This is a genomic window from Cupriavidus sp. JZ107, assembly GCF_053903255.1.
Window position 1 is genome coordinate 310,882 of record NZ_CP096480.1, and the last position, 20,927, is coordinate 331,808.

Consider the following 20,927-nt stretch of genomic DNA (forward strand, 5'->3'; position numbering starts at 1 on the left):
AAATATGCAAGACCACATTTCGTCTTGATGCTAAATACATCCCCTGTCTTTATCATGTTTAGAATCCCGGATAGCCTGCCCATTTGAGCAACGCAGCGCCTCTGGTTAGGGAATCTGCGTAAATTGGATTGGTGGTAGCAATACTATTTATCTTGTTCATCAGTGATCCTCCATTTTTGCCCAACTTATTAAATTCGATTAGTACCTGTTCGACTGCACGTGCATCTTCTCGGGAAATACCCTGTAGACCAGGAATTGGGTCGATCACAATCCGCTTCTGGGACAGGTGCCTAGCCGCACGCGCTGTTACATCATCTGTGATTCCGACATACTGAGTTATCCCGTCTGCTGCCGTTGATACATATACGGTAGTCCGACCTGGATTTGGGCCCACAGCCGCGGCGCTTCCTCTGGCGGCGAGCTTGGCCACGGATTCGGCTACCTCTGCATCAGCCGTTTTCACTATGCCCAGAAGGCCAACCTGCGCAAGCTTAGCGATGGCTCCCTTCACGCCGGCGATAGTGAGCGCAGACAGGCTCTTGGAGGGTATCAGATCATCCGGGGATATTAGAGGGGCTTCAAGACCTTGGGCTTTCGTCTGGGCGGTCAACCAGGCGTTGCCTAGTTTGGTGCAGTCCGTGCTCGATGGATTAGTGCCGCATCCGGCTGCCTTCATCTGGTCGAGGATAAAATCCGACACCCCTTGGCAGTCCTCGCCGGTACGGCATCGATTCACAGAACCAGCCAGATTGCGGTCCTTCTCCTGATCGAGCGTTTCCCAGGTCTTCGCCTCCGCACAAGCGTTTGCATCGCCGTTGCCGCATGCCTGTTTCGACCTTTCATATTTCTCGCGTTCAACGTGGCTCAGATAGTTGTTCTCCGTCGCCACCTTTCCGACATTGGCACCCGCAGCGATGTCCGATACCGAACCACCTGCCGCCGCTCCGGCCGTACCGCCCACGATAGCCCCAGCCAACTGCACCAACGCCTTACGATCGGCTTCGCTAAGGTCTTTCTGCTCAAGCAACGTCTGCCCGAAGGCCTCCATGGCCAGCGACGCCGCCGCGCCACCGGCCGCACCCGCCGCGAAGCTGCCGCCCAGCGCCTGCGACATCAGCCCGCCCACAAGCGCGTGCACAGCCGCCTTCGTCTCGGGCGACGCTCCGACCAGCACGTCACCCACTTGCTGATAGACCATCGGCGCCAGCTGCTGCGCCACTTCACTCTTGAGCCGGTTGAGCTCCTGCTGGTCCTTTACCTTCTGCGCGTCGAAGATCTTGTCGATGCTCTGATTGGCATTCGCAGTGTCGCGGTTCAGCTCTGCGACGGTGTCGTCCGCCGACTTGCCGGTCTTCGCCTGTTGCCCGGCATCATCAGTAACAACGACGGTGCCAGCCGCAATCGCGCTCTTCGTGATACCGGCCGCATTGCCGTCGATTGATCTTTGCGCATTGCCGGCGGCTGTAGCCGCGAGGCTGTTGGCCGCGCCTTGCAGCAGGTTGGTGTTGCCCGCCCATTCCACGTGGGCCGGCTGTACGGGGCCGAGGTTGGGATCGCTGGCCGCCACGCTGCTGCCGCCGCTATAGCTGCCGACGATGGTAGAAGTGCTGCTGCTGTACTCTGCCTTGTTCTCGATGTCGCTGCTCGTCAGCGTGCCCGTGGTCAGGCGGTTCTTGTTGGACTCGGCCGTACTGGCGACGATGCCGCCCTTCAGGTCGGTGTTGCCCTTGACGTTGACGTCGAACCCGCCTTGTCCGGCGTAGATGCCGCTCTGTTCCTGCACCGAGCGGTAGGTGCTGTCGGTATTGCCCTGCGTGACACTGCCGCTGGCATGGACGGTGGTGCCATAGCAGAACGGCGGCACGCAGACGCTGGCCTGCATGCCCGAGGACGATTCACGGGAGCGATAGGTCTCGGTGTCCTGCCGGCTCTCGATGTTCAGATCTCGGCCGATCGTGCCTTCGACGGTATCGCCGATCAGCTGCGCGCCCTTCAGGTTGGTATCGCGGCCGCTGGTCACGCTGACCTTGTCGGTACCGACCACGTGCGAATTCTGGTGCGTCACCGACTCGCCGTTGGCCTTTGCCTTGTTCTGGCTGGCTGCCAGTTCAAGGGTGAAGCCATTCTGGTCGCCGCCAATGCCGACGCCCACGCCGATGCTGGCATTGCTGCCTCGGCTGCGGCTATCCAGGCTGCTGTGGTCTTGTGCGCTTTCCAGATTGACGTCCCTGGCGGCGCTCAGGTTGACGGTCTTGCCTTCGATCTGCGCGCCATGACCAGTGATGTCGCCGTCCACGGCGTAGCCGTCGGCATCCTTGCCGCCCGAGCCGGTGGCCACGATGGTGACGGCGTTGCCTGCCTTGACGGTGCTGCCTTGATGGCTGCTGGACTGGCTGTGCGATTCGCTGCTCTGGCTGCCGCCGCCGATGCTGGCGGTGACCTTGATCGCCGCGGTGGAGCTGACCCCGCCGCTTGTCACCGCCTGGATCCCGGCGATGCCGTTGGCGACCGCCAGTCCCGCCTGTACGCCGTACAGCGTGGCGACGCGGCTGTCCTTGTTTTCCTCGACAGCACGCGCAGCGTTCTCCAGCGCCTGGGCTGCCGTCACCGTGTAGCCGGAGAGGGCGAGCGTCGTGCCGTACTGGCTGACGCGGTGGCTTTCGTTCTGGCTCGCGGCATCGACGCCCGGATCGAGCACGACGTTCTTGCCGATCATCGTGACGTCGTTGCCTGCGGCAATGTCGGCACCGCGGGCGGTGATGTCGTCCTTCGCGACGATGGTCACGTTGCCGCCGTTGCTGACGACCTGGCTGCGGATGGTGTTTTGCGTGGCCTGGTCGGTGTCGATATGGTGCGACTCGCTCCGTACGCCGATCGTGCCCGAGTAGCCGCTGCCGCCGAGGTCGCCGATCTGCCGGCTCGAGCTGTCCGAGCGCTGCGAGAGGGTATCCTGGCCAGACAGAATATCGATCTTGCCCTTAGCGGCCGACAGCGCGGCATCGCCTTCCGACGCGATCCCGCTGCCGGCGATCGTGATGTTGCCGGTGCGGGCGGTCACGGCGACGGTGTTGCCCGTCACCACGCTGGCGTTCTGCTTGCTGCTGGCAATGTCGCCGCTGGCGTTCGCCTTCTGGCTGCCGTAAGGCACCATGCCCACACCGCTGTTGTTCGGTCCGCCGCCGAGATGGCGAGCGACATCGCCAAGGCTAGGCACGGCGTTGTTGAACTTCCAGCCGCTGCTGCTGGCGCTGTTTGCCTCCGTATAACTGTCGGTGGAGGCGCGCAGTGTCACGTCGCGAGCCGCGTCAAGGATAGCTGCACCGCCTGCATTGATATTGCTGCCGGAAACCAGGATGTTGCCATCCAACGCCTTGCCATCGGCATCGGTTTGGCCATTGCCCTTGGCCCGGACGCGGATGTCGCCGGCACCGGTCAGGCTGCTGCCGCTGCTGACCGTGGCGTCGCTTGACGACTGGCTGCTGCTCTTGTTGCTGCCGACCGACACGGCGATCTGAGGCACCGTCAGTGCAGACGCGCCGAGCTCGCGCACGGTCTGCATGGTCCGCGAGACGCCGCTGGAGTTCTCCTGTGCGGCCTTCAGATTCCTCGCTGTGTCGTAAGGCGTGCCGACCAGCGCGACAGTAATACCGCTCGACTTGCTGCTGGCGCTCGACGACTGGGAGATGCGATCGATGCCTTCGGCGATCGTGACGTTCTCCGCGAGGATGTCGATGTTGCCGGCGGCGGCGTTCGCACTGTCGGCTGTGCGTCCAGCCACCAGGTCGCTACCGATGATGGTGGCGTCCTTGCCCGCGGTAATGGTCACGTTGCCATTGCTGGCTCCGATCACGCTGCGTGCGTCGCTTTGCGTGATCGCCAGCGTGTGGCTGGCGCCGCTGGCGCTGCTGCTGCCCACCGTCAGACCGATGCCGCCCTGGCCTGCGAAGGCCGAGATGCCGGACTTCCTCTGTTGCCGAGACGCGCTGTCTTCGCGCAAGTTCTGACCGGCGGTGATCAGCACATTGCCTTCCGTCGCGGTCAACGCCACGCCCTCGGTTCCTGCGACAGCGCTCTGGCGCACGGTGAGGTCGTTGCCGGCCCTTACCGCGACCGAATCGCCGGAAAGCGTACTGCCCACGCCAAGGTCTGCATGGCTGCTGGTCTGCAGGCTGCTGGACGAGCGCGACACGAAGCTGCCGCCCTTGCGCTGGATATCGAGGCTGCTGTCGTGCAGCTCGCGGGCCTCGCCAATGGTCACGTCGCGGTCCGCTACGACCGTCAATGCCCCGTTGCCTTTGCCGTCGGAGCCGGCCGTAATCGTCGCCCCGGTCACGGTGACATTGCCTTTGCCATCGGCGCGATCGATGCCGCCGCCTTGATCGGCCGCCTTGACCGCGGCCAGCGTTGCATTGCCGCCCGCGGTCAGGCTCGCGCCAACGGTGGTCTGATCCCGGCTGTGTTCCTCGAGCTGGCGCCGCTTGGTCTGGCGGGCCACGTTGTCATGCGTCGTTTCGTTGGTGACCGCGGCGATTGCCAGGTCGCCGCCGGCGACCATGGTCAGGTCCGTGCCGCTCTGGACATCGGTGCCCTTCAGGATCGTGTCGCCACCGCTGGTGGTGGTCAGGCTGCCGCCGGTCTTGACTGTGCTGACGGCATGTTCGGTTCGGCTGTCCGCGCTGTGGTGTTTGTCGCTGTTGTACACCGACTGCTGCGTCTTGCCTGCCAGGGTGTCCAAAGTCAGATCGCGCCCGGCGATGACGATGGCGTTGCCACCGGCCGCGATGTTCGACGCTGACGCCGTGACGTCTCGGCCGGCCGAAATCAACATGTCACCACTGGACTGGATGCTGGCCTGCTGACCGTAGAGGCTGGTGGAGGCCTTCGAATTGCCGGCGGCGGACTGGATGCCTTGCTGATCGAATAGCGTGACATTCTGTATGTCGCGGCCGGCCACCAATCCGACCTTGTCTCCGCCGATCTGACCCGATTGGTTGACGATGTCGCGGCCGGCAGAGATGGCGGTCACTCCTTGACTGCGGATGGCACCACCGCGATTGACCACGTCCTCCTTGGCGGCAACGGACAGGCGACTGCCGGCATCGATGACGCCGCTGTTCTTCATCGTGCCCGCACTGTGCAGCTCGATGTCGTCGGCGGCGATCAGCGTACCGTTGGGCTGCAGGTCGGCCGCATGAGCGCGGCTCAGGTAGATGCGCGGCACCAGTACTTCCTGGGTGGTGCCATCGGGCAGCGTCACCGTTTCGGACACCAGCCAGACGATGTCGGTGGTCAGGGCGTCCATCTGCGCGGCGGTCAGCGCCATGCCGGGCAGGATGTTGAACTCCTTGGCCGCATTGACGCCGGCGGCCATCAACGCCTTGTACTGTTCCTCCGCGCTGTCATAACCCGCAAGGTGAACGCGGCCGGTCAGTTGCGTTACCTGGTCGCGAATGAGCTTCTGTTCAAAGAATCCGTCGCCAAGGCGCTTCTGCGTCATGGCCGGCTCGATGCCGAGCAAGCCGAGCATGTAGTCCGACGATACGAAGTTGCCGTAGTTGGTAAAGCGAGAGTCGGTCTCGATCAGGTACGTGTAGCCGGGTTCGCTATGGTAGGTGTACAGGCCGTTGCTGGGCAGGCTGATGGGGGCATTGGCCAACGTGCCACGCGCGATGGCGGTTGGTGCCTCGGCGGTTGCCCCGGTGATGCTGCCTTCGGTCCGGCCACCAGTACCGCCTTTGACGGAGGGCGCCGTCGTGCCCGATGCGCCGGTCACGGTCGTGCTGCCCGTGCCCGCCATGGGGTCCGCACGGCCGACATCCTCGTTGTGGATCTCGCCGCCATAGACGGTCAGCCGCGTGCCAGCGGTGATCGTGCCGCCGATTTTTCCTACTGCGACCGGCGTTTTCACGACGGTCGGTTGCGCCACGGGACCGACTGCCTGGCTAGTGTCCTTGTTCCAGGCGTAAGTCGAGACAATCTCCTGCGTGGCACGTTGGTACAAGGTCTGGCCGATATTGGTCAGCGTGGTGGTCCCGTACTGGCCGGTGGCCACCTCACCGTTCTGCGCCTGATCGCCGATCAGCATGTTGCCGCCGGCCGCCACCGTGCTGTAGCGGTTCTCGAGGCTGCCGACATTTGCCAGGATCATGTCGCCGCCCGAGATCAGGTTGGCGTTGGGCTGGCCTGGGTTCGCATCGCGCTCGGTCGTTGTTGTCGTGGTCGTGTCGCGTGCGATCTCGACGCGCTGCCAGCCGCGCGGTCCGTCGTTGCGCGTCTCGTACTCGGTGCCAGGATCGTAGTGAATGTCGCGGTTGTAGCCGTCCCAGTAGTTCAGCGAGATGGCACCGCCGCTGTCCGTCAGCGTGTTGTAGTCGATCTGTGTCGCGACGCCGTTGATCTCCACGACGACACGCTTCTTCTCATCGTCGCGCGAGACGATCTGGCTGGCGCTGAACGTGGCATCGATCGGCTTCTTGTAGGGGCCTTCCCAAACCTCTTGGGTACAGCCCATCTGCGGATAGGCATTGCCTGTCGCGCAATGAATGTACTTCTCGCGCTTGAGCTCGTGCTTGGTCTCGACCGTGGTATCGCTGATGACGGTGGGTGCCGGACGCTGATTGAGCACGTTTTGCGCGGCGATCTCGACCACGCTGTAGCTGCTGCCACCCTCGATCGTGCTGCTGTCGTTCAGAACCTGGCCGGACCGGTTCCTGAGCAGGCCGCGGTCATCGCGTTCGCCATCGGCGGCGATATTGAGGTCGCCCAGCGTATAAAGCGTTGCGCCGCCAGTATTGCTGACCTGATCGCGCCCGTAGACATTAAGCGTATCGGTGGCCGCCATGATGGCGGCTGCACCGGCGTTGTTCACCTCCCGCGCCTTCGCGGTGACGACGCCGCCGATCATCGTCGCGGTGTTGGTCAGCACGTCGCTGTGCATCTCCAACTGATCGCCCTCGATGCGGCCGGAGTTGGCGATGTCGGCGGCCGCATTCAGCGTGGTGTTCGATGCGTTCACCACCGCGCCAGCTTCATTGACGATGCGGTTGGCGGTCAGCGTCAATGCATTCACGGCCTCGAGGCGGGTCCGGTTCTCGAAGGTCCCACCCGCGCGAAACTCCAGATTGCGTTCTGCCTTCAGCTGGTTGCCCACAGCATTGGCGTAGTCCGACTGGACGCTCACACGCAGATCCTGCCCTGCATGCATGGTCCCCACGCCGGTCATTGCCCCGGTATCGACTGCTATATCGCGATCGGCGATCAGCTTGCCGGCCTGGTTGTCCAGCGATCCCACTTGCACGGTGCTGCTGCCGCCCGAAGCCAGCGTGCCGCCGGCGTTGGCCAGCAGGGCCTGCGAGCCGGTAATGCCAAGGCCGGTGCCGCCGAACACCTTGCCTCCGGCATTGTTGAAGCCCTGGCCGATATCGGCCTGCAATGCCCGGCCGGATACCAGTTGCGCGCCGGCAGTATTGGCCAGATGTTGCACCCGCAGCGCGACGTCGCCATTGCCGCCCAGCATTGCGCCGTTGGTGTTGTTCACCGAAGCCGCGGCCACGCTTGTATTGCCGGTGCCCGTGCTGATCACCTGCCCGGCATCATTGGCAATATGGCCGGCGGCGTTGACTGCGAGCGTCTTGCCGGCTTGTACTGTGCCGCCGCCGTTGTCGACATCGCCGCCGACGGTGGCATCGAGGTCGTCCTCCGCCAGCAACGTACCATGTCGGTTCGACAGGGAGCGGCTTGCGAAGTCGAGCGACTTTCCCGACAGGGTACCTGCGTCGTTGCGCCACGCAGCTTGGCTGGCGTCGATCGACAGGTGCTGGCCGGCATAGATATTTCCCCCCGAGTTGTCCGCGGCGCGGCCGATTCGCAAGCTGACGTCCTTGCCGCCGACAAGCTGTGCGGCGCCGGTATTGAACAGCTCATCGGTCGTGACGGCCAATGCGCCGTTGCCACCAAGCAGGGCGCCGTTCGTATTGGCCACGGTTGCCGCGGTGATGGCTGTGTCGCCCGTACCGCTGTTGGTGATTTCGCCCGCATCGTTCGCAACGACGCCGCTTGCCGCCACGGTCAGCGACTGACCGGCCTGGATGGTGCCGCCGTTGTTGTCGAGGTTGCCCAGAAGCGTCAGGTTGAGCGCTTCGTCCGCCAACACCGATCCCTGCCGGTTCGATAGCGATGCGCCGGTGAGCTGAACTGTCTTGGCGGAGATTGTGCCGCCATCGTTGCGCCATGCGGCTCCGCTGCCCTCGCTGCTCAGTTGGCGCCCGGCATGGATGCGTCCGCCGGCGTTGTCCACAGATTGCCCGAGATGCAGGGCCACGTCCGTGCCGCCAACGATGCGCGCCGCCTGTGTGTTCGCCAGCGATTGCGCGGTCAGACTCACGCTGCCGTTTCCGCCCAGCGTCGCGCCGTTGAGGTTGCGAATCGCGGTGGCTCGAATATCGGTCGAACCGGTGCCGGTATTGGCGATTTGCCCGGCATCGTTGGTGACCGTCCCGTTGCTGTTCAACTCCAGCGTGTCTCCCGCTTGCAGGGTGCCGCCGGTGTTGTCGACGTCGCCGGTAAAGCGCGCATGCAACGCGCCGTTGGCCAGCACGCTGCCCTGCCGGTTTGACAGCGTCGCCCCGTCAAAATCGATGGCGCTGGCGGACAGCGTGCCGCCGTCGTTGCGCCACGCCGCTTGGTCGCCGCGGAGGGAAAGCTGCGTGCCCGCCTGAATCCGGCCGCCAGAGTTGTTCCCTGCCTGGGCCAGTTGCAGCGTCAGGTCTGTGCCGGCCACCAACCGGCCGCCATCGATATTGGTCAGCACGTCGGCGCTCAACGTCAGCGTGCCGTTGCCGCCGATGGTGCCGGCACCGGCAGCTTGACCGCGGTTGCTGTTTTCGACGCGCGCCGCGCGAAGCATGGTCTCACCAGTGCCGGCGTTGACGATGCGGCCGTTCGCATTGACCAGCGCGCCCTGGGCCGATACATCGAGAATTCCGGCATCGGTCAGGATATCGCCGCCGGTATTGTCCGCGTCGCCGCGTACGGCAACGCGCGCGCCATCCTTTGCGTAAAGCGCGCCGCCACGGTTCGACAGGCTCTGCGCCGATGCCGACAGGCGTGCGGCGCTCGCCTTGACGCCATCCGTGCGCAGCATGCCTGCGGCATCCGCCTTGATCGCCTGACCTGCACCCAAGGTGCTGTTCGACAAATCGAGGTCGCCGGATTGGGCCTCGAGCGCGATATCGACGTTGGCTCGCGTCTGGCTCCCCGCAAGGCTGACAGTGCCGCCGCTGGCGTCGAGGCGCGTCCCGGCCAGGTTCTGGCCGTTGGCGGCGACCGATTGCGCCGCGCGCAGTGTCAGATTGCCGGCTTGGGTCATGTTGCCGCCGGCGTCGATGCCGGCCGCGAGCGTGCCGGTGGACTGCACCGATTGGCCTGCAAGGGCCAGATCGTTGCCGGCTACCAGTGCGCCAGAATTGACAATCGTTCCCTCGCTGGTTGCCGTCAGCGTCGTGCGGGCCGCGGTGGATCCGCGGTTGTCGACCCCTTGCGCGCCGCGGATCAGCAGCGAACCGGTGGAAGACGTGGTGCCGGCGAGCGATATCTGTCCGGCACTGTCGATCGTAAAGTCGCCGGCCTGCGCGGCCAGCGTGCCCGCGCTGCGCACGCCTACCCCGCCCTCGGTGCCCAGCAGGCGGATGCGGTTCGCATACATGCCGCCCAGACTCGCTACATCGATACCGACGGTGGGGCGGTTGCCATCGCCCTGAATCACTTGTACGCCGAGCGAGGCATAGTCGACCTGGTTGGTCCCGGCGATCACGTTCGCCGTATTGGCCCACAGCGCACCGTTGAACGTCACCGACCGCGCAATCAGGTCGACCTGGTCCAGGCTGGTGCCGTTGAAGCCCTGTCCTTCCAGCTGAATTCCGCCGCGCGTCACGCGAAAGGCGGCGAGGCTGCCATCGCCGCCAAACACGGGCGTGCCGGTGGTAATCGTTGCGCGATTGGCATTGATGAAGCCGCCGCCGTTGACCGAGATGCCATTGCCGTTCGAGATCACCACGTCGGCGCGCTGGCCGGCGACCTCGACATAGCCGTTCAGCCGGCTGGGGTGGGCACCGATGACTTCGTTCAGGATCACGCGCGCCGGTCCGCTCGCGCCCAGGTTTGCATTGCCGGGAATGTAGCCGCCCAGTTGGGTCTGCGTGGTTCCGGTGGCGTTATTCAGGATTGCGCCTCGCCCGTCCACCGAGAACTGCTGGTATTGGTTGTGTGATACGCCTGCGCCGGACGGGGCGTTGATGTTCACCAGAGGGGTGCCGTTTGGTGCCGCGCCGACACCGGGGCCACGTCCGCCGGCATGGTCGGGCACGATCTGCGCGCCGGCAATCTGTACTGCACCAAGGGCGAGCAGGATGGTCCAGGCGACGGGGCGCAGGGTGACCACGACGCTCTGCGCTCCCGCAGCGGCCGATCCCGCCGTTTCACCGGATGCGGATTTGCGCATGCTGTTGGCGCATTCCGCGACGGCCATCAGCATGCCGCGGGTCTTGTTGAATACCAGACGATAGCGATTGTTATTCATGACTTGGGACGGGTATCGAGGTAGCGGCAGACCATGCTGCAAGGCAGCGTTTGCTGGTTCGGTTCGCGCGGCCAGCGTGATTTAGTACTGGTAGGACAGTGCGAATCCACCGGCCGGGGAGCGGGTAGGAAAGTTCTCCGGCTTTACCAGCGCCCAACCAAGGAACACGTCGTAGTACAGGCCCTTCGCCGGGCTTCCCCGCAGGCCCACCGCCGTGCCAACCAGGGTTCGGCCTGCCAGATGGCTGGCGCTGCGGCCACCGACCGTGCCGGCATCGAGGCCGAGGTAGACCGCCTGACTGCTCGCACCCAGCGGCACCTCGAGTTCATTGCGCCAGTACGCGCCACGCTCGGCGGCAAGCGTCGCGTCTCCGTCGAAGCCGCGCACGGTCCAGCGGTTGCCGATGGAAATGAACTCGCTGGCGAAAAGCGACGGGCCGGTGTATTGGCCGTGGAGCGTGGTGACGTAGCGCATCGGCATGCGCGCGTCGCCCACAAGAGCCGGCACGGAGAAAGGCAAGACGAGCGTCGCGTCGAGAATGGCAAGGTGGTACAGAAACTTGCCGCGTTGGCTGGGAAAGTCCGGTTCAATCGTCCGAATCTCGGTTTGACCATTCAGCCAAGGCACGCCGAAGCGGTAGGCGAGGGCGACATCCAATTGGGATGAGCCGAGGTGGCGACGATGCAGCCACGCGATTTCCGCGAACGTCGTGCTGCGTTGCTGATTCAGAATCTCGGTATCTTCGATATACGCGTGGCTCCAGCGGTGACCGAGGCGGAATTGCAGTGTGTTCTTCTGAAACTGGTCGCGATGGAACATGTACTGCGCCCTGAACTCGGCGGTCCTGGATTCCCCACTGGTCTCGAAGACGTGGTTCACGCCGGCAATGCGCTGAAAGTAGCGATAGGCGCTGGCCGACGCACCGAGCGTCCAATTGCCCCATGGCAAGGAATAAGACGCATTGGCGCCCCGTGTACCGCGATCGTCCTGGTTGAAATTGGCATCATGGCTGACGCCGATGTTGAGCAGGTCATTGAGCCCGAGCGGGTTGTCGATACCTAGCGACGCATTGGCCTGCAGGCGTCCTGTACCGGTGCTGCCGCTGTCGTCCAGCGAGACCATCAATCTCCACGGCTTGGTCCGCTTGACCGCGATGACGATATCGGATTCGCCTGGCAACTCGCCCGGCAGAATCTGCATGTCGACGTCCTGGCTCGGTACGCGCTTCAATTGCTCCAGGCCCTGTTCCAGGGCGCGGATGTTCAGCAAATCGCCGGGGCGCGCCGGAAAAGCCGATTTCCATGACCCTCGCAAAGAATCGTCGGCAAACCGGATCTGCCGGATCACGCCGGGGATCAGCGCGAGCCGAAGGGTGCCAGTGGACAGATCCTGTTGTGGCACTGCGATACGCGTGGTGGTGTAGCCCTTTGCGAGTATCTGTGCGCCAAGACGCCGTACGAGCGTGTTGATGCCGTCCCTGCCGATGCACCTGCCCGCAAAGCGATCCAGGTAGTCCTGGGCGAATCGAAATGGGTCCTGTGGCAACGTGCTGGCGCCCTGCGACCGAATTGATTCCGGCAAAGAGTCCGGGACCTCCACGACCATTTGATTGACGGTGAAGCACGGTGTCTCTTGCGGCAGCGTAGTCGAGAAGGCGTCTGCCGCCGTCGTGCTGCCGTCGATCGAAGCACTGCGCACGTTCAATTGACGCGCCCGCTCTTGCGCCTGCTCGATGGTGCGTTCGCGCTGAAGCTGCTGGTTTTGTTCGAGTTGGGAGCGGCGCACCGCCTCATCCACGCCATTGGAACTTTGGGCGAATGCAATACGCGCGAACATCAGACCGGCCGCAGCGACAATTGCCGTCCGGGACAACAGAGAAAAGCGACAACCCATGGGTCAACACGTCTTGGCGCACGGCGGCCTCCTGCCGTGGCGCAAGCGACAACGTGCAAGTTCAGGGCGGCTCCGGACTTTGCGCCGGTTGATAAAAGGCGAATGAATTGGGGTAATGCGAGGTCCGAGTCGTGGCTCGAACTTTGCATTACCCGCGCCGGATTTAACGGCTCGGGACATGGGACCCTCAACCCGACTAAAGAGGGGATGAAGAGTCGCGGATGGTGGCGCAGCCGCCAGTCCTGGTCGGCAGTCCTCGACGATGCCGATTGGGATCCGCGCCAGAGAGGGGCGTTCGGGCAATCAATCGTATGACCGGGCGGCCGCTACAATTCTTTACAGTTACCTAACCAATCAAACGGAAATCACGCCATGCCAAAACACATCGGCATCGTCGGCTGCTCGGCCGAGGGCGCTGCGCTGTGCTACCGGACCATTTGCGCGGAAGGCGCGCAGTTTCTCGGACCGCACGGGCATCCCGAGATCTCGATGCATACGCCTTCGCTGGCCGAGTATGTCGACTGCCTGGATCGAGGCGATCTGCGCGGCGTGGTCGGTCTGATGCTCGATTCCGCCAACAAGCTGGCGCGGGCTGGGGCCGATTTTCTGATCTGTCCGGACAACACGATCCATCAGGCGTTCGAACATGTCGTGCCCCGTTCTACGCTGCCCTGGTTGCATATCGCCGAGGTCGTTGCGGACGAAGCGGTACGGCGCGGCTATCGCAAGGTGGGCGTGACGGGTACCCGATGGCTTGTCGACAGCGAGGTCTATCCGGAGAAGCTGGCCGCGCGCGGTATCGAGGCGGTGCGCCCGGGCTTGGAGGAGCGCGCTGAAATCGGCCGGCTGATCATGGACGAACTGGTATGCGGCATTTTCCGAACCGAGACCGTCGCGTACTTCCAGCGTGTGATCGCCGGCCTGAAGACGCAGGGCTGCGATGCGGTGGTGCTGGGCTGCACCGAGATTCCGCTGATCATCAGCGATGCCAATTCGCCGCTGCCGACGCTCGACTCGACGCGGTTGCTGGCTCGCGCCGCCTTGCGGCGGGCAGTGGAGCCGGACCGGTGAAGGCCAAAGTTGTGGTGTCCATGCCACAAATCCCGCATCGCGACGTCAGGTAATCGCGGTCGACTTGTTGCGTCGCAGCAGATGGTATATAGTCGAGTCTGTCTCCTCCACCACCTCGGTGGATTCCAGCCGCGCGAAACTTCGCGCGGTTTTTTTTTGCCCGTACTGAACGTAGCGCGGCATGCCGGCATAGGCAGTTTTCCCGGCGATTTCCGCATATCGAAAGAAGCGCCGCGACAATGCCGGCCTCTGGTCTTCATGCTGCACCACACCGGCGAATCGTTCGCACCATCCCGCGGCAAGCCCGCACCAGAGCGGCGAAGAACCCGTTCCCAGCGTCGTTTTATTGCATCGCAACATCGAATCCCCTAGAGTGGCTGGAACATTGCTTTTTCCAGCCCGATGCGCGCCGTCTCCGCCCTGAATCGTCTCGTCACCAACGTCGTTGCCGCGGTCTCGGTCAATGTCCGCGCGACGGTCGCCGAAGCGCGCAATGCCGCCCGATGCCGTCGCGGCGCCGTCTATGGCGCCTCGTTTCTCGCGCTGGCCGTGATGGGTTGGCTCGGGGCGGACCACGGCCTGCTGTGGTCGGCCACCGCTTCGATCTGGACGTGCCTCGCCGATCCCGGCGGCACCGCGCGCGATCGCCTGCTTCCGCTTGCCGCGGTCGGCGTGGGCGGGGCGCTCGCCAGTGCGTTGGGCGGTGCGATGGCCGGCAGTCCAATCGTGGCGGTGGTCGTGGTGCTGTTCGCCGGTCTCGCGGCCGGCATGGTCGAACTGCGCGGGACCGCGGCCGCGCTGTCGGCCAAGCTGCTGTATGTGGTGCTGATTGCCGCCTGCCTGCGGCCGGTGGTTGATGTAGGCACGGATATCAGCGCCGCGGCGTGGGCGCTGCAGATGGGACGCGACTATCTGCTCGGCGGCGCCTTCGCCTGCGTGGTGTCGCTGGCGCTGCTGCCTTCGGCACGGGACACGCGGCCGCGTCCACAGATGGTGGCGATCTTCGCGGCGCTGGAAGCGCTGGCGCGCACGCTGGCCGAAACCGCTACGGTGCACGACGACCGGACTGCTAACACGTCCGAGGACGGGCAGACCGATCTCGCCAAGCGCCGCGTGCGCGAGCGGATCGAGCAGGCGCGCGAGCTGATCGCCGCGCAGCGCAGCTGGTTCGATGCGGCCACGCTGCTGCATTACCGCTACCTGATCGCGATGGCCGAGGCGGTGTTCGCTTTGCTGATCGTCGCGTCCGATCTGCGCGGCAGGCGTGGGCACGAACAACTGCCGCTGCGCCACCTGCATCGCTGCGTCGACGATCTGCGCGAGCAGATCGGGCAGGGCCTGGCACGTCATGCGGCCGATCTGCCGGCGCTGACGCGGTCGATGTACCTGCAGCTCAAGCGCGTGCACGGGCAGGTCGCCAATGCCAGCGCGCCGCCGCTGTACCACGCCGCGCTGGCTTCGCTGGCGCGCTTCCCCGACTTCGCTGCATGGCGCGCTGCCTTCCACTGGCCGCGCCGCTCGCTGTGGATCGGCCTGCGAGAGTGGCGCACTACGCTGGCGGAGCTTGGCGCCCGCGATGCCCGTGTGACGCGCCACGCGGTGCGCCTCGCACTGGCGGGCGGATTGAGCCTGATGCCGGGTCTGATCTGGCAGCTCGATCATGGCTACTGGGTCGCGGTGACCGTGATCATGGTGCTGAGCCCGCAGTTGCAAACCACGCGGCGCATCTCGCTGCAGCGCTTCGCCGGCTCGCTGGGCGGCGCGTTGCTGGCCTGCATGGTCGGGTTGCTGCATCCCGCCGCGCCGGTCGCGCTGGCGATCAGCGCGGTGTCGCTGTCCGCCGCCTACGTGGCCCGCCTTGCCGGCAGCCCCGGCCTGTTCGCACTGATGCTCACGCCGGCGGTGATCTTGTTTTCGTGGATCGGCGAACCCGCGTCCGACAGCAGCCATGTGGCGATGCTGCGCGGCGCCGATACCGCATTCGGTTGCCTGATCGCGCTGGCCAGCTACCTGGTGCTGGCGCCGCGCGCAGAGCTGTCGCGGGCGCGCCGGCGCGCGCGAGAGGCGGTCGCGATCCATGCAATCTATCTGCGCGCCGCCTTTGCGCAGGCAATGTCCGATGGCGCGCTCGGCGATTCCGAGATGCGGCTGGAAGCGCTGCGCGTGGCCGCCGGCCGCGCGTCGGCACGTGCGGAGCAGGCGCTGGAGCAGGCCGGCCCTGAGCTGGGACCGGCCATCGTCACGGAATTCGCGCGGTTGCATGTGACCGTGCGCAGGATGGCGGCATTGGCAGGCGTGATTCGAGCGGAAGCGGTCGGCAGCGAAGCACCGGTGCCCGCCAGCGCAGGCACGCGGCGGCGTCTTGCCGAGGTGCAGGACGAGCTCGCGACGCTGGCCGCGCGGCCGGGCGAGGGCGCAACGGCCGATGTCGCCGCGAAGGGCGCCGTGAAGGGCGCGGTGAACGGAGACACCACGCCGGTCGACCGCACCGAGGAGGCCGCGACGCAGGTAGCCGCGACGCAATGGCGCGACCGCTTCCTGCTGGAGCAGGCGCTGCTCGCGCGCCGCCATGCCGCGCAGGCGCATGCCGGGGTGGCAGCGATCGCGACGCTGGCTCCTGCGCGCCGCCGCTGGCGCCGCTTGCCGGCGGCCGGTTGACGGCAAGCGATTGCGCCTTAGCAAAGCCCACCGCTTTCGCGGCAACAAGCAAAAAGCCCGACGGCAGGTCGCCGTCGGGCTTCTGGGAGTGCCGGCGCGGGGGCCGGCATCGAACGCCGAGACTTACGCGCCGATCGGCTTGCCGTCCTTGTGGCGAACCACGATGGTCGACGAGCGCGCCGGCAGGCTGGCGCTAGGCCATGCGCCGTTCGGGTGCTGGATGTTGATGAAGAACGTCGTCAGGTCCGGCGTGTAGGCGATACCGGTGATCTCGCAGCCGTGCGGGCCCACCAGGAAGCGCTTGCACTCGCGGGTCTGCTGGTCGACGTAGTGCATCGAGTTGGCGCCGAAGATGTCGGTCGTGCTGGCGCCGGTGCCGGCGTCGGTCTGCACCCACAGGCGGCCCTTCGGATCGACGCGGATGCCGTCCGGGCTCGAGAACGTATCGCCGACGATGTTGCCCTTCAGGTTCTCCGCGGACAGCGACGGGTCGCCGGCCAGCAGGAAGATTTCCCAGGTGAAGGTGGTGGCCAGCGGCGAGTCGCCCTGTTCCTTCCAGCGGATGATGTGGCCATGCGGGTTGGTCGCGCGCGGGTTGGCCGGGTCGGTGACGCGGCGGCTGCCGTTGTTGGTCAACGTGCAGTAGACGGTCTTGTCCAGCGCAACCGTGATCCACTCCGGACGGTCCATCAGCGTGCCGCCGGCAACGCGGGCAGCGGCCTTGGTCTTGATCAGCACGTCGGCCTGCGAGTTGAAGTCGACGATGGTCGGCGCCGGCGGGGTGGTCGATTGGGTGTAGTTGCCCGGATCGCTGGCGCCGGTCACCAGGCCGTTCTTGCCGTGCGTCAACTCGATCCACTGGCCCGTGCCGTCGCCGTTGAACTTGGCGACGTACAGCGTGCCCTGGTCCAGCAGGTTGGCGTTGGCGGCGCGGTTGTTCGGATCGAAGGCATTGCTCGGGATGAACTTGTAGATGCAGCCCGGGGTGCCGTCGTCGCCCATGTAGAACGCCACGCGGTTGTTGGCGTCGGTCATGAAGGCGGTGTTCTCGTGGTCGAAGCGGCCCATCGCGGTGCGCTTGGTCGGCGCGCCCAGCTGGTTCAGCGGGTCGATTTCGACGACCCAGCCGTAGCCCTCTTCCGGGTTCGACTGGTCGAGGTAGTTGTCGGTCGTTTCCTCGCAGGTCAGGTACGTACCCCACGGCGTGTTGCCGCTCGAGCAGTTGTTCAGCGTGCCGACCACGCTGCCGCCGATCGCGCTGGCCGCCGGGCCGCCGACCTTGTAGATGGTGTTGCCGGTATAGCGCTTGTTGTAGCGCGAGTCACGCTTGACGCGCCACTTGCCGTCGACGAATTCGATCTCGATGATCGACACGCCGACCGACGACAGTGCCAGGCGCTTCTGCTCGGCCGTCGCGGTGGCTTCGTTGTAGCTGCCCGGGAACAGGATGGCCGAATCCATCGCTTCGTGATTGATCGCCAGCAGGCCGCCCTTCTGCGGGTCGACGCCGGGGATCTCGAAGAAGTGCATGCCGTCGTGGTTGCCGCCGGCCTGGCGCTCGGTTTCGGCCGAGCTCTGGAACGAACCGCTATAGCCGACCGAGCCGATCTCGACCGGATCGCCGGCGGAGAACAGGACCTCGTACGAGTAGTTCTCCGGCAGCGTCACGGTGTCTGCGGTGACCTTGTCCGCCACCGGGTTGAAGCCGATGCTGTAGTCCAGCGGCTGGGTCGGGGTCGGGCCGGGCGCCGGAGCCGGGGCCGGCGCGGGATCGTCGTCGCCACCGCAGGCGGCCAGCAGGCTGGTCGAACCGAAGACCGACAGCAGCGACAGGCTCAGGCCGCCGCGCAGGACCTTGCGACGGGCCGGGTTGGCGGCGACGATCTCTTCGAGCGTCTGGCCAGGAACGGTAATGTAGCCTTCAGCCGCACGGCGCGGCTCGCGCGCCTTATCGGTGATGTAAGACATGACGGGGGGACCTCCCTTTGTTGGATTGAATGCCGGGCATCGCATCGCGGCCATGTCGAAGCCTTTTTTTCGAAGGCATGTCGTGGACATTGCGCGGCCGCATCGTGCCAATGCGATGAATGCAGCGGCAAGTGCAAATTGACGGCGAGGTGGATGCTAGGGGCGGTCCGTGACGTCGCGATGAAAAGATGTCTGATGCAATGGCATCAAGTGCATGGGAAGCCGCGGCCGGTGTGCTTGGCGACGAATCTTCATCGACGCTTCATCGATGTGTCATCGCGCCGTCATGACGACGTGTTTTAGCCAGCCTTGCGAAAGGTCAGGTTCAGGCGAAGCGCCCCGGTCAGCGGGTGATCGCCCTCGGCCAGCGGCGCGATGCCGTGATAGAAGAGCCGGCTCGGCCCGCCCCAGACCGCGATATCGCCGTGGGCGAGGCGCACGCGCGCCGGACGGTCGGCGCGTTTTGCTCCGCCGAACAGGAAGACTGCGGGCAGGCCCAGCGACACGGAGACGATCGGCGCGCGCAGATCGCGCTCGTTGCGGTCCTGATGCATCGACAGCCGCGTGCCGGGCGTATAGCGGTTGATCAGACAGGCATCCGGCGCGAAGCCGGGATAGCCGGCTGCGGCGGCGGCCTCGCGTGCCAGCTCGGTGAAGACATCCGGCATCGCGGGCCAGCGCCGGCCGCTGTCCGGGTCGATGGGGTCGTAGCGATAGCCGCGCTCGTCCGAGACCCATCCGAGCGTGCCGCAATTGGTCATTGCCACCGACATGCGAAAGCCGCCGGGCGTGATCAGATGACGGAAGGGGGCATCGGCCTGAACCTGCTCGATCGCCTCGCGCAGCGCGGTCGCGCGGGACAGCGCAAAGCCGCGCAGCACAACGGCACCCGGGCCGATCGCTTCGCTGTGTTCCCCGCCGCGGCTATCCGGCTCCGGCAGGTTGTCGAACAGGTCGAAGGTCATGGGGGTACCGCGCGTATCGATTCATTGGGAGGGGAATGATACGCCGGTGAGCGGGCTACCAGCGGGTTGGCTGCCCTCTCCCGCCTGCGGGAGAGGGAGAACACAGTGGGTCCTTCTTGCGGGTCGGGCGAGCGTATCAACTACCGCTGGTTTGCTCGCCTCTCCCGCTTGCGGGAGAGGGGTTGGGGGAGAGCGAAACGGCGGTCGTTGTGCGAACGCTGTCCGCAATGACGATCGCCCCTTGCCCTCTCCCCGGCCCTCTCCCGCACGCGGGAGAGGGAGAACACCAAGAGGTGACTATTTGCGGACTCAGGCGAACGTATCGACCTCACCCAGCGCCACGCGGCGCGGCGCGGTCGGGGCCGTCGCGGTCTGGGTCGCGGCAGGCTGCTGGAACTCGGTCACGCCCTGCGCGAAGCCCTGTCCACGGTGTTGCGGGGCCTGCTGCTGGCCCTGTCCCGGCTGGCCGGCGAACTGCTCGGCGCCGACCGAGGTCTGGCCCAGCTGGATGCCGCTGTCGGCCATCGCATGGCGCAGTTGGGGCAGGGCGGCCTCGACCGCCGCGCGCACGCTGGCGTGCGGCGAGACGAACTGGGCCTGGGCCTGATCGTTGACCACATTGAGCACGACCTTCAGCGGGCCGAGGTCGGGCGGATTCAGTTGCAGCTCGGCGGTGTGGTTGCCTTGCGTGGTCAGGCGGACCATCTGCTGGCCGAGGGCCTGCGGCCACTGCGGATCGCCGACGCGCGGGGCGAGCGGCAGCGTGACCGGGCCCTGCGCACCGGTTTGCGCGCCGAGCGTGGTGGCGGTGCCATGCGCCAGCGGTGTGGCGCCTTCGATCGGCGCGGCCACCGCGCCGCTGTCTTCGCCCGGTGCCTTGGCGGCGGCCGATGCGGCCTGCAGCGCGGCCTGCAACGCGGCCGTCGGCGATACGGCCGTGCTGCTTGCCGCCGCAGCGGGCTGCTGCGCGGGGGCGGCGAACTGGCCGGTGCTGCCGTCGCGGCCGCCGGCTGCGCCGTCATGCGCGCCACCGTTGCCGGTGGACGCCTGCATTTGCGCGGCGCTCAGCGCGGCCTTGGCGGTCGCGTCGAACGACATGGCCGGCTTGCCGGCATCCGCTTGCGCATCGGTCGGCGTGGTCGGCTTGGCCACGGCCGCTTCCGGCGCCGCCGTGGTGGCCGCCAGCGCCGCCCGTTGCGACGCGATGGTGTTCAGCGTGTCCTCTGCCAGCGAAGGGGCAGCGTCGGGTGCGGCTGCCGTGGCCGGCAGCTGGCCGGCGATCGCGGCCGTCGACGCCGCAGGCATGGCTGCACCATCCTCCGCGCCCGTGCTGGCAGTTCCGGCAGCGACCGCAGCGGCGGCTGCGGCAGCGGGCGCGGCCGGCAGCATCGCCGCCAGCAGTGCCGCGGCGGCGGCCGCGCCGGCGTTGTCGTTGGTGCCCGTGTCGCCGTCCGCCAGGTCGGTATCGTCCTGCCGATCTTCGGTCGTGCCGCCGACCTTGCCCGAATGCGCCTGCGTCTTGCCGGCATCAGCTTCGGTATTGGCGTCAGTAGAGTCCGCCTTCTTGCCGGTTTCGGCCGCGCTCTTGCCGGCGCTGTCGGCCGCCTTGCCGCTATTGGCCGCCGGTCGCTGCTGGCTGGCCGCGCCGGCGTCGCCGGCCTGCGTCTGGCGCGCGCGCGCCAGGGCATCGCCGAACTCGCTGGCGCCCGAGGCCGGCTGCGGGTTGCGCGGGGCGTTGGCGGCTGCAGTGCCGCCGCTGACGATTTGGCTGATATCGATCATCTGTGCTTGCTGGC

8 protein-coding genes are annotated in these 20,927 nt (G+C 65.9%); 2 read left to right on the forward strand and 6 right to left on the reverse strand.

The genetic code is table 11. The features are described 5' to 3' along the window. Window positions 1-58: 58 nt before the first annotated feature. Together M1D55_RS01380 and M1D55_RS01385 are read right to left on the reverse strand one after the other, a co-directional pair. Window positions 59-10,576 (reverse strand): hemagglutinin repeat-containing protein, encoded by a 10,518-nt coding sequence (locus tag M1D55_RS01380; protein WP_456280887.1) that lies wholly within the window; start codon window positions 10,574-10,576, stop codon window positions 59-61. Between the two features lie 81 nt (window positions 10,577-10,657). Then, a complete protein-coding gene (locus tag M1D55_RS01385; RefSeq protein WP_456280888.1) occupies window positions 10,658-12,412 on the reverse strand; it encodes a ShlB/FhaC/HecB family hemolysin secretion/activation protein in 1,755 nt (584 codons plus the stop codon). Window positions 12,413-12,841: 429 nt separating this feature from the next. Here M1D55_RS01385 and M1D55_RS01390 point away from each other — a divergent pair, with 429 nt between their 5' ends. Beyond that, window positions 12,842-13,540 (forward strand): aspartate/glutamate racemase family protein, encoded by a 699-nt coding sequence (locus M1D55_RS01390; protein ID WP_456280889.1) that lies wholly within the window; start codon window positions 12,842-12,844, stop codon window positions 13,538-13,540. Between the two features lie 45 nt (window positions 13,541-13,585). Here M1D55_RS01390 and M1D55_RS01395 read toward each other — a convergent pair whose 3' ends face one another. Beyond that, entirely contained in the window at window positions 13,586-13,900 is a 315-nt protein-coding gene (locus M1D55_RS01395; RefSeq protein ID WP_456280890.1) for a hypothetical protein, read from the reverse strand. Window positions 13,901-13,942: 42 nt separating this feature from the next. Here M1D55_RS01395 and M1D55_RS01400 point away from each other — a divergent pair, with 42 nt between their 5' ends. Further along, window positions 13,943-16,198, forward strand: a complete 2,256-nt coding sequence (locus M1D55_RS01400; protein ID WP_456280891.1) for an FUSC family protein — start codon at window positions 13,943-13,945, stop codon at window positions 16,196-16,198. 123 nt (window positions 16,199-16,321) lie between these two features. Here the strand turns inward: M1D55_RS01400 and M1D55_RS01405 are convergent, their stop codons facing one another. The 3 genes from M1D55_RS01405 to M1D55_RS01415 all read right to left on the reverse strand — a co-directional run bounded on the left by M1D55_RS01405 (window position 16,322) and on the right by M1D55_RS01415 (window position 20,913). Beyond that, window positions 16,322-18,166: a PhoX family protein gene (locus tag M1D55_RS01405; RefSeq protein ID WP_456280892.1), complete on the reverse strand. Its 1,845-nt coding sequence runs from the start codon at window positions 18,164-18,166 to the stop codon at window positions 16,322-16,324. A gap of 299 nt (window positions 18,167-18,465) precedes the next feature. Further along, entirely contained in the window at window positions 18,466-19,131 is a 666-nt protein-coding gene (alkB, locus tag M1D55_RS01410) for a DNA oxidative demethylase AlkB (RefSeq protein WP_456280893.1), read from the reverse strand. Between the two features lie 309 nt (window positions 19,132-19,440). Continuing rightward, window positions 19,441-20,913, reverse strand: coding sequence for a flagellar hook-length control protein FliK (locus tag M1D55_RS01415; protein ID WP_456280894.1), 1,473 nt, complete (start codon window positions 20,911-20,913; stop codon window positions 19,441-19,443). Window positions 20,914-20,927 lie beyond the last annotated feature (14 nt).

Coding starts and splice junctions, on each gene's coding strand:
- M1D55_RS01415 (WP_456280894.1), bottom strand. CDS start 20,913: ATGATCGATATCAGCCAAATCGTCAGCGGCGGCACTGCAGCCGCCAAC.
- M1D55_RS01405 (WP_456280892.1), bottom strand. CDS start 18,166: ATGTCTTACATCACCGATAAGGCGCGCGAGCCGCGCCGTGCGGCTGAA.
- M1D55_RS01380 (WP_456280887.1), bottom strand. CDS start 10,576: ATGAATAACAATCGCTATCGTCTGGTATTCAACAAGACCCGCGGCATG.
- M1D55_RS01390 (WP_456280889.1), top strand. CDS start 12,842: ATGCCAAAACACATCGGCATCGTCGGCTGCTCGGCCGAGGGCGCTGCG.
- M1D55_RS01400 (WP_456280891.1), top strand. CDS start 13,943: ATGCGCGCCGTCTCCGCCCTGAATCGTCTCGTCACCAACGTCGTTGCC.
- alkB (WP_456280893.1), bottom strand. CDS start 19,131: ATGACCTTCGACCTGTTCGACAACCTGCCGGAGCCGGATAGCCGCGGC.
- M1D55_RS01395 (WP_456280890.1), bottom strand. CDS start 13,900: ATGTTGCGATGCAATAAAACGACGCTGGGAACGGGTTCTTCGCCGCTC.
- M1D55_RS01385 (WP_456280888.1), bottom strand. CDS start 12,412: ATGTTCGCGCGTATTGCATTCGCCCAAAGTTCCAATGGCGTGGATGAG.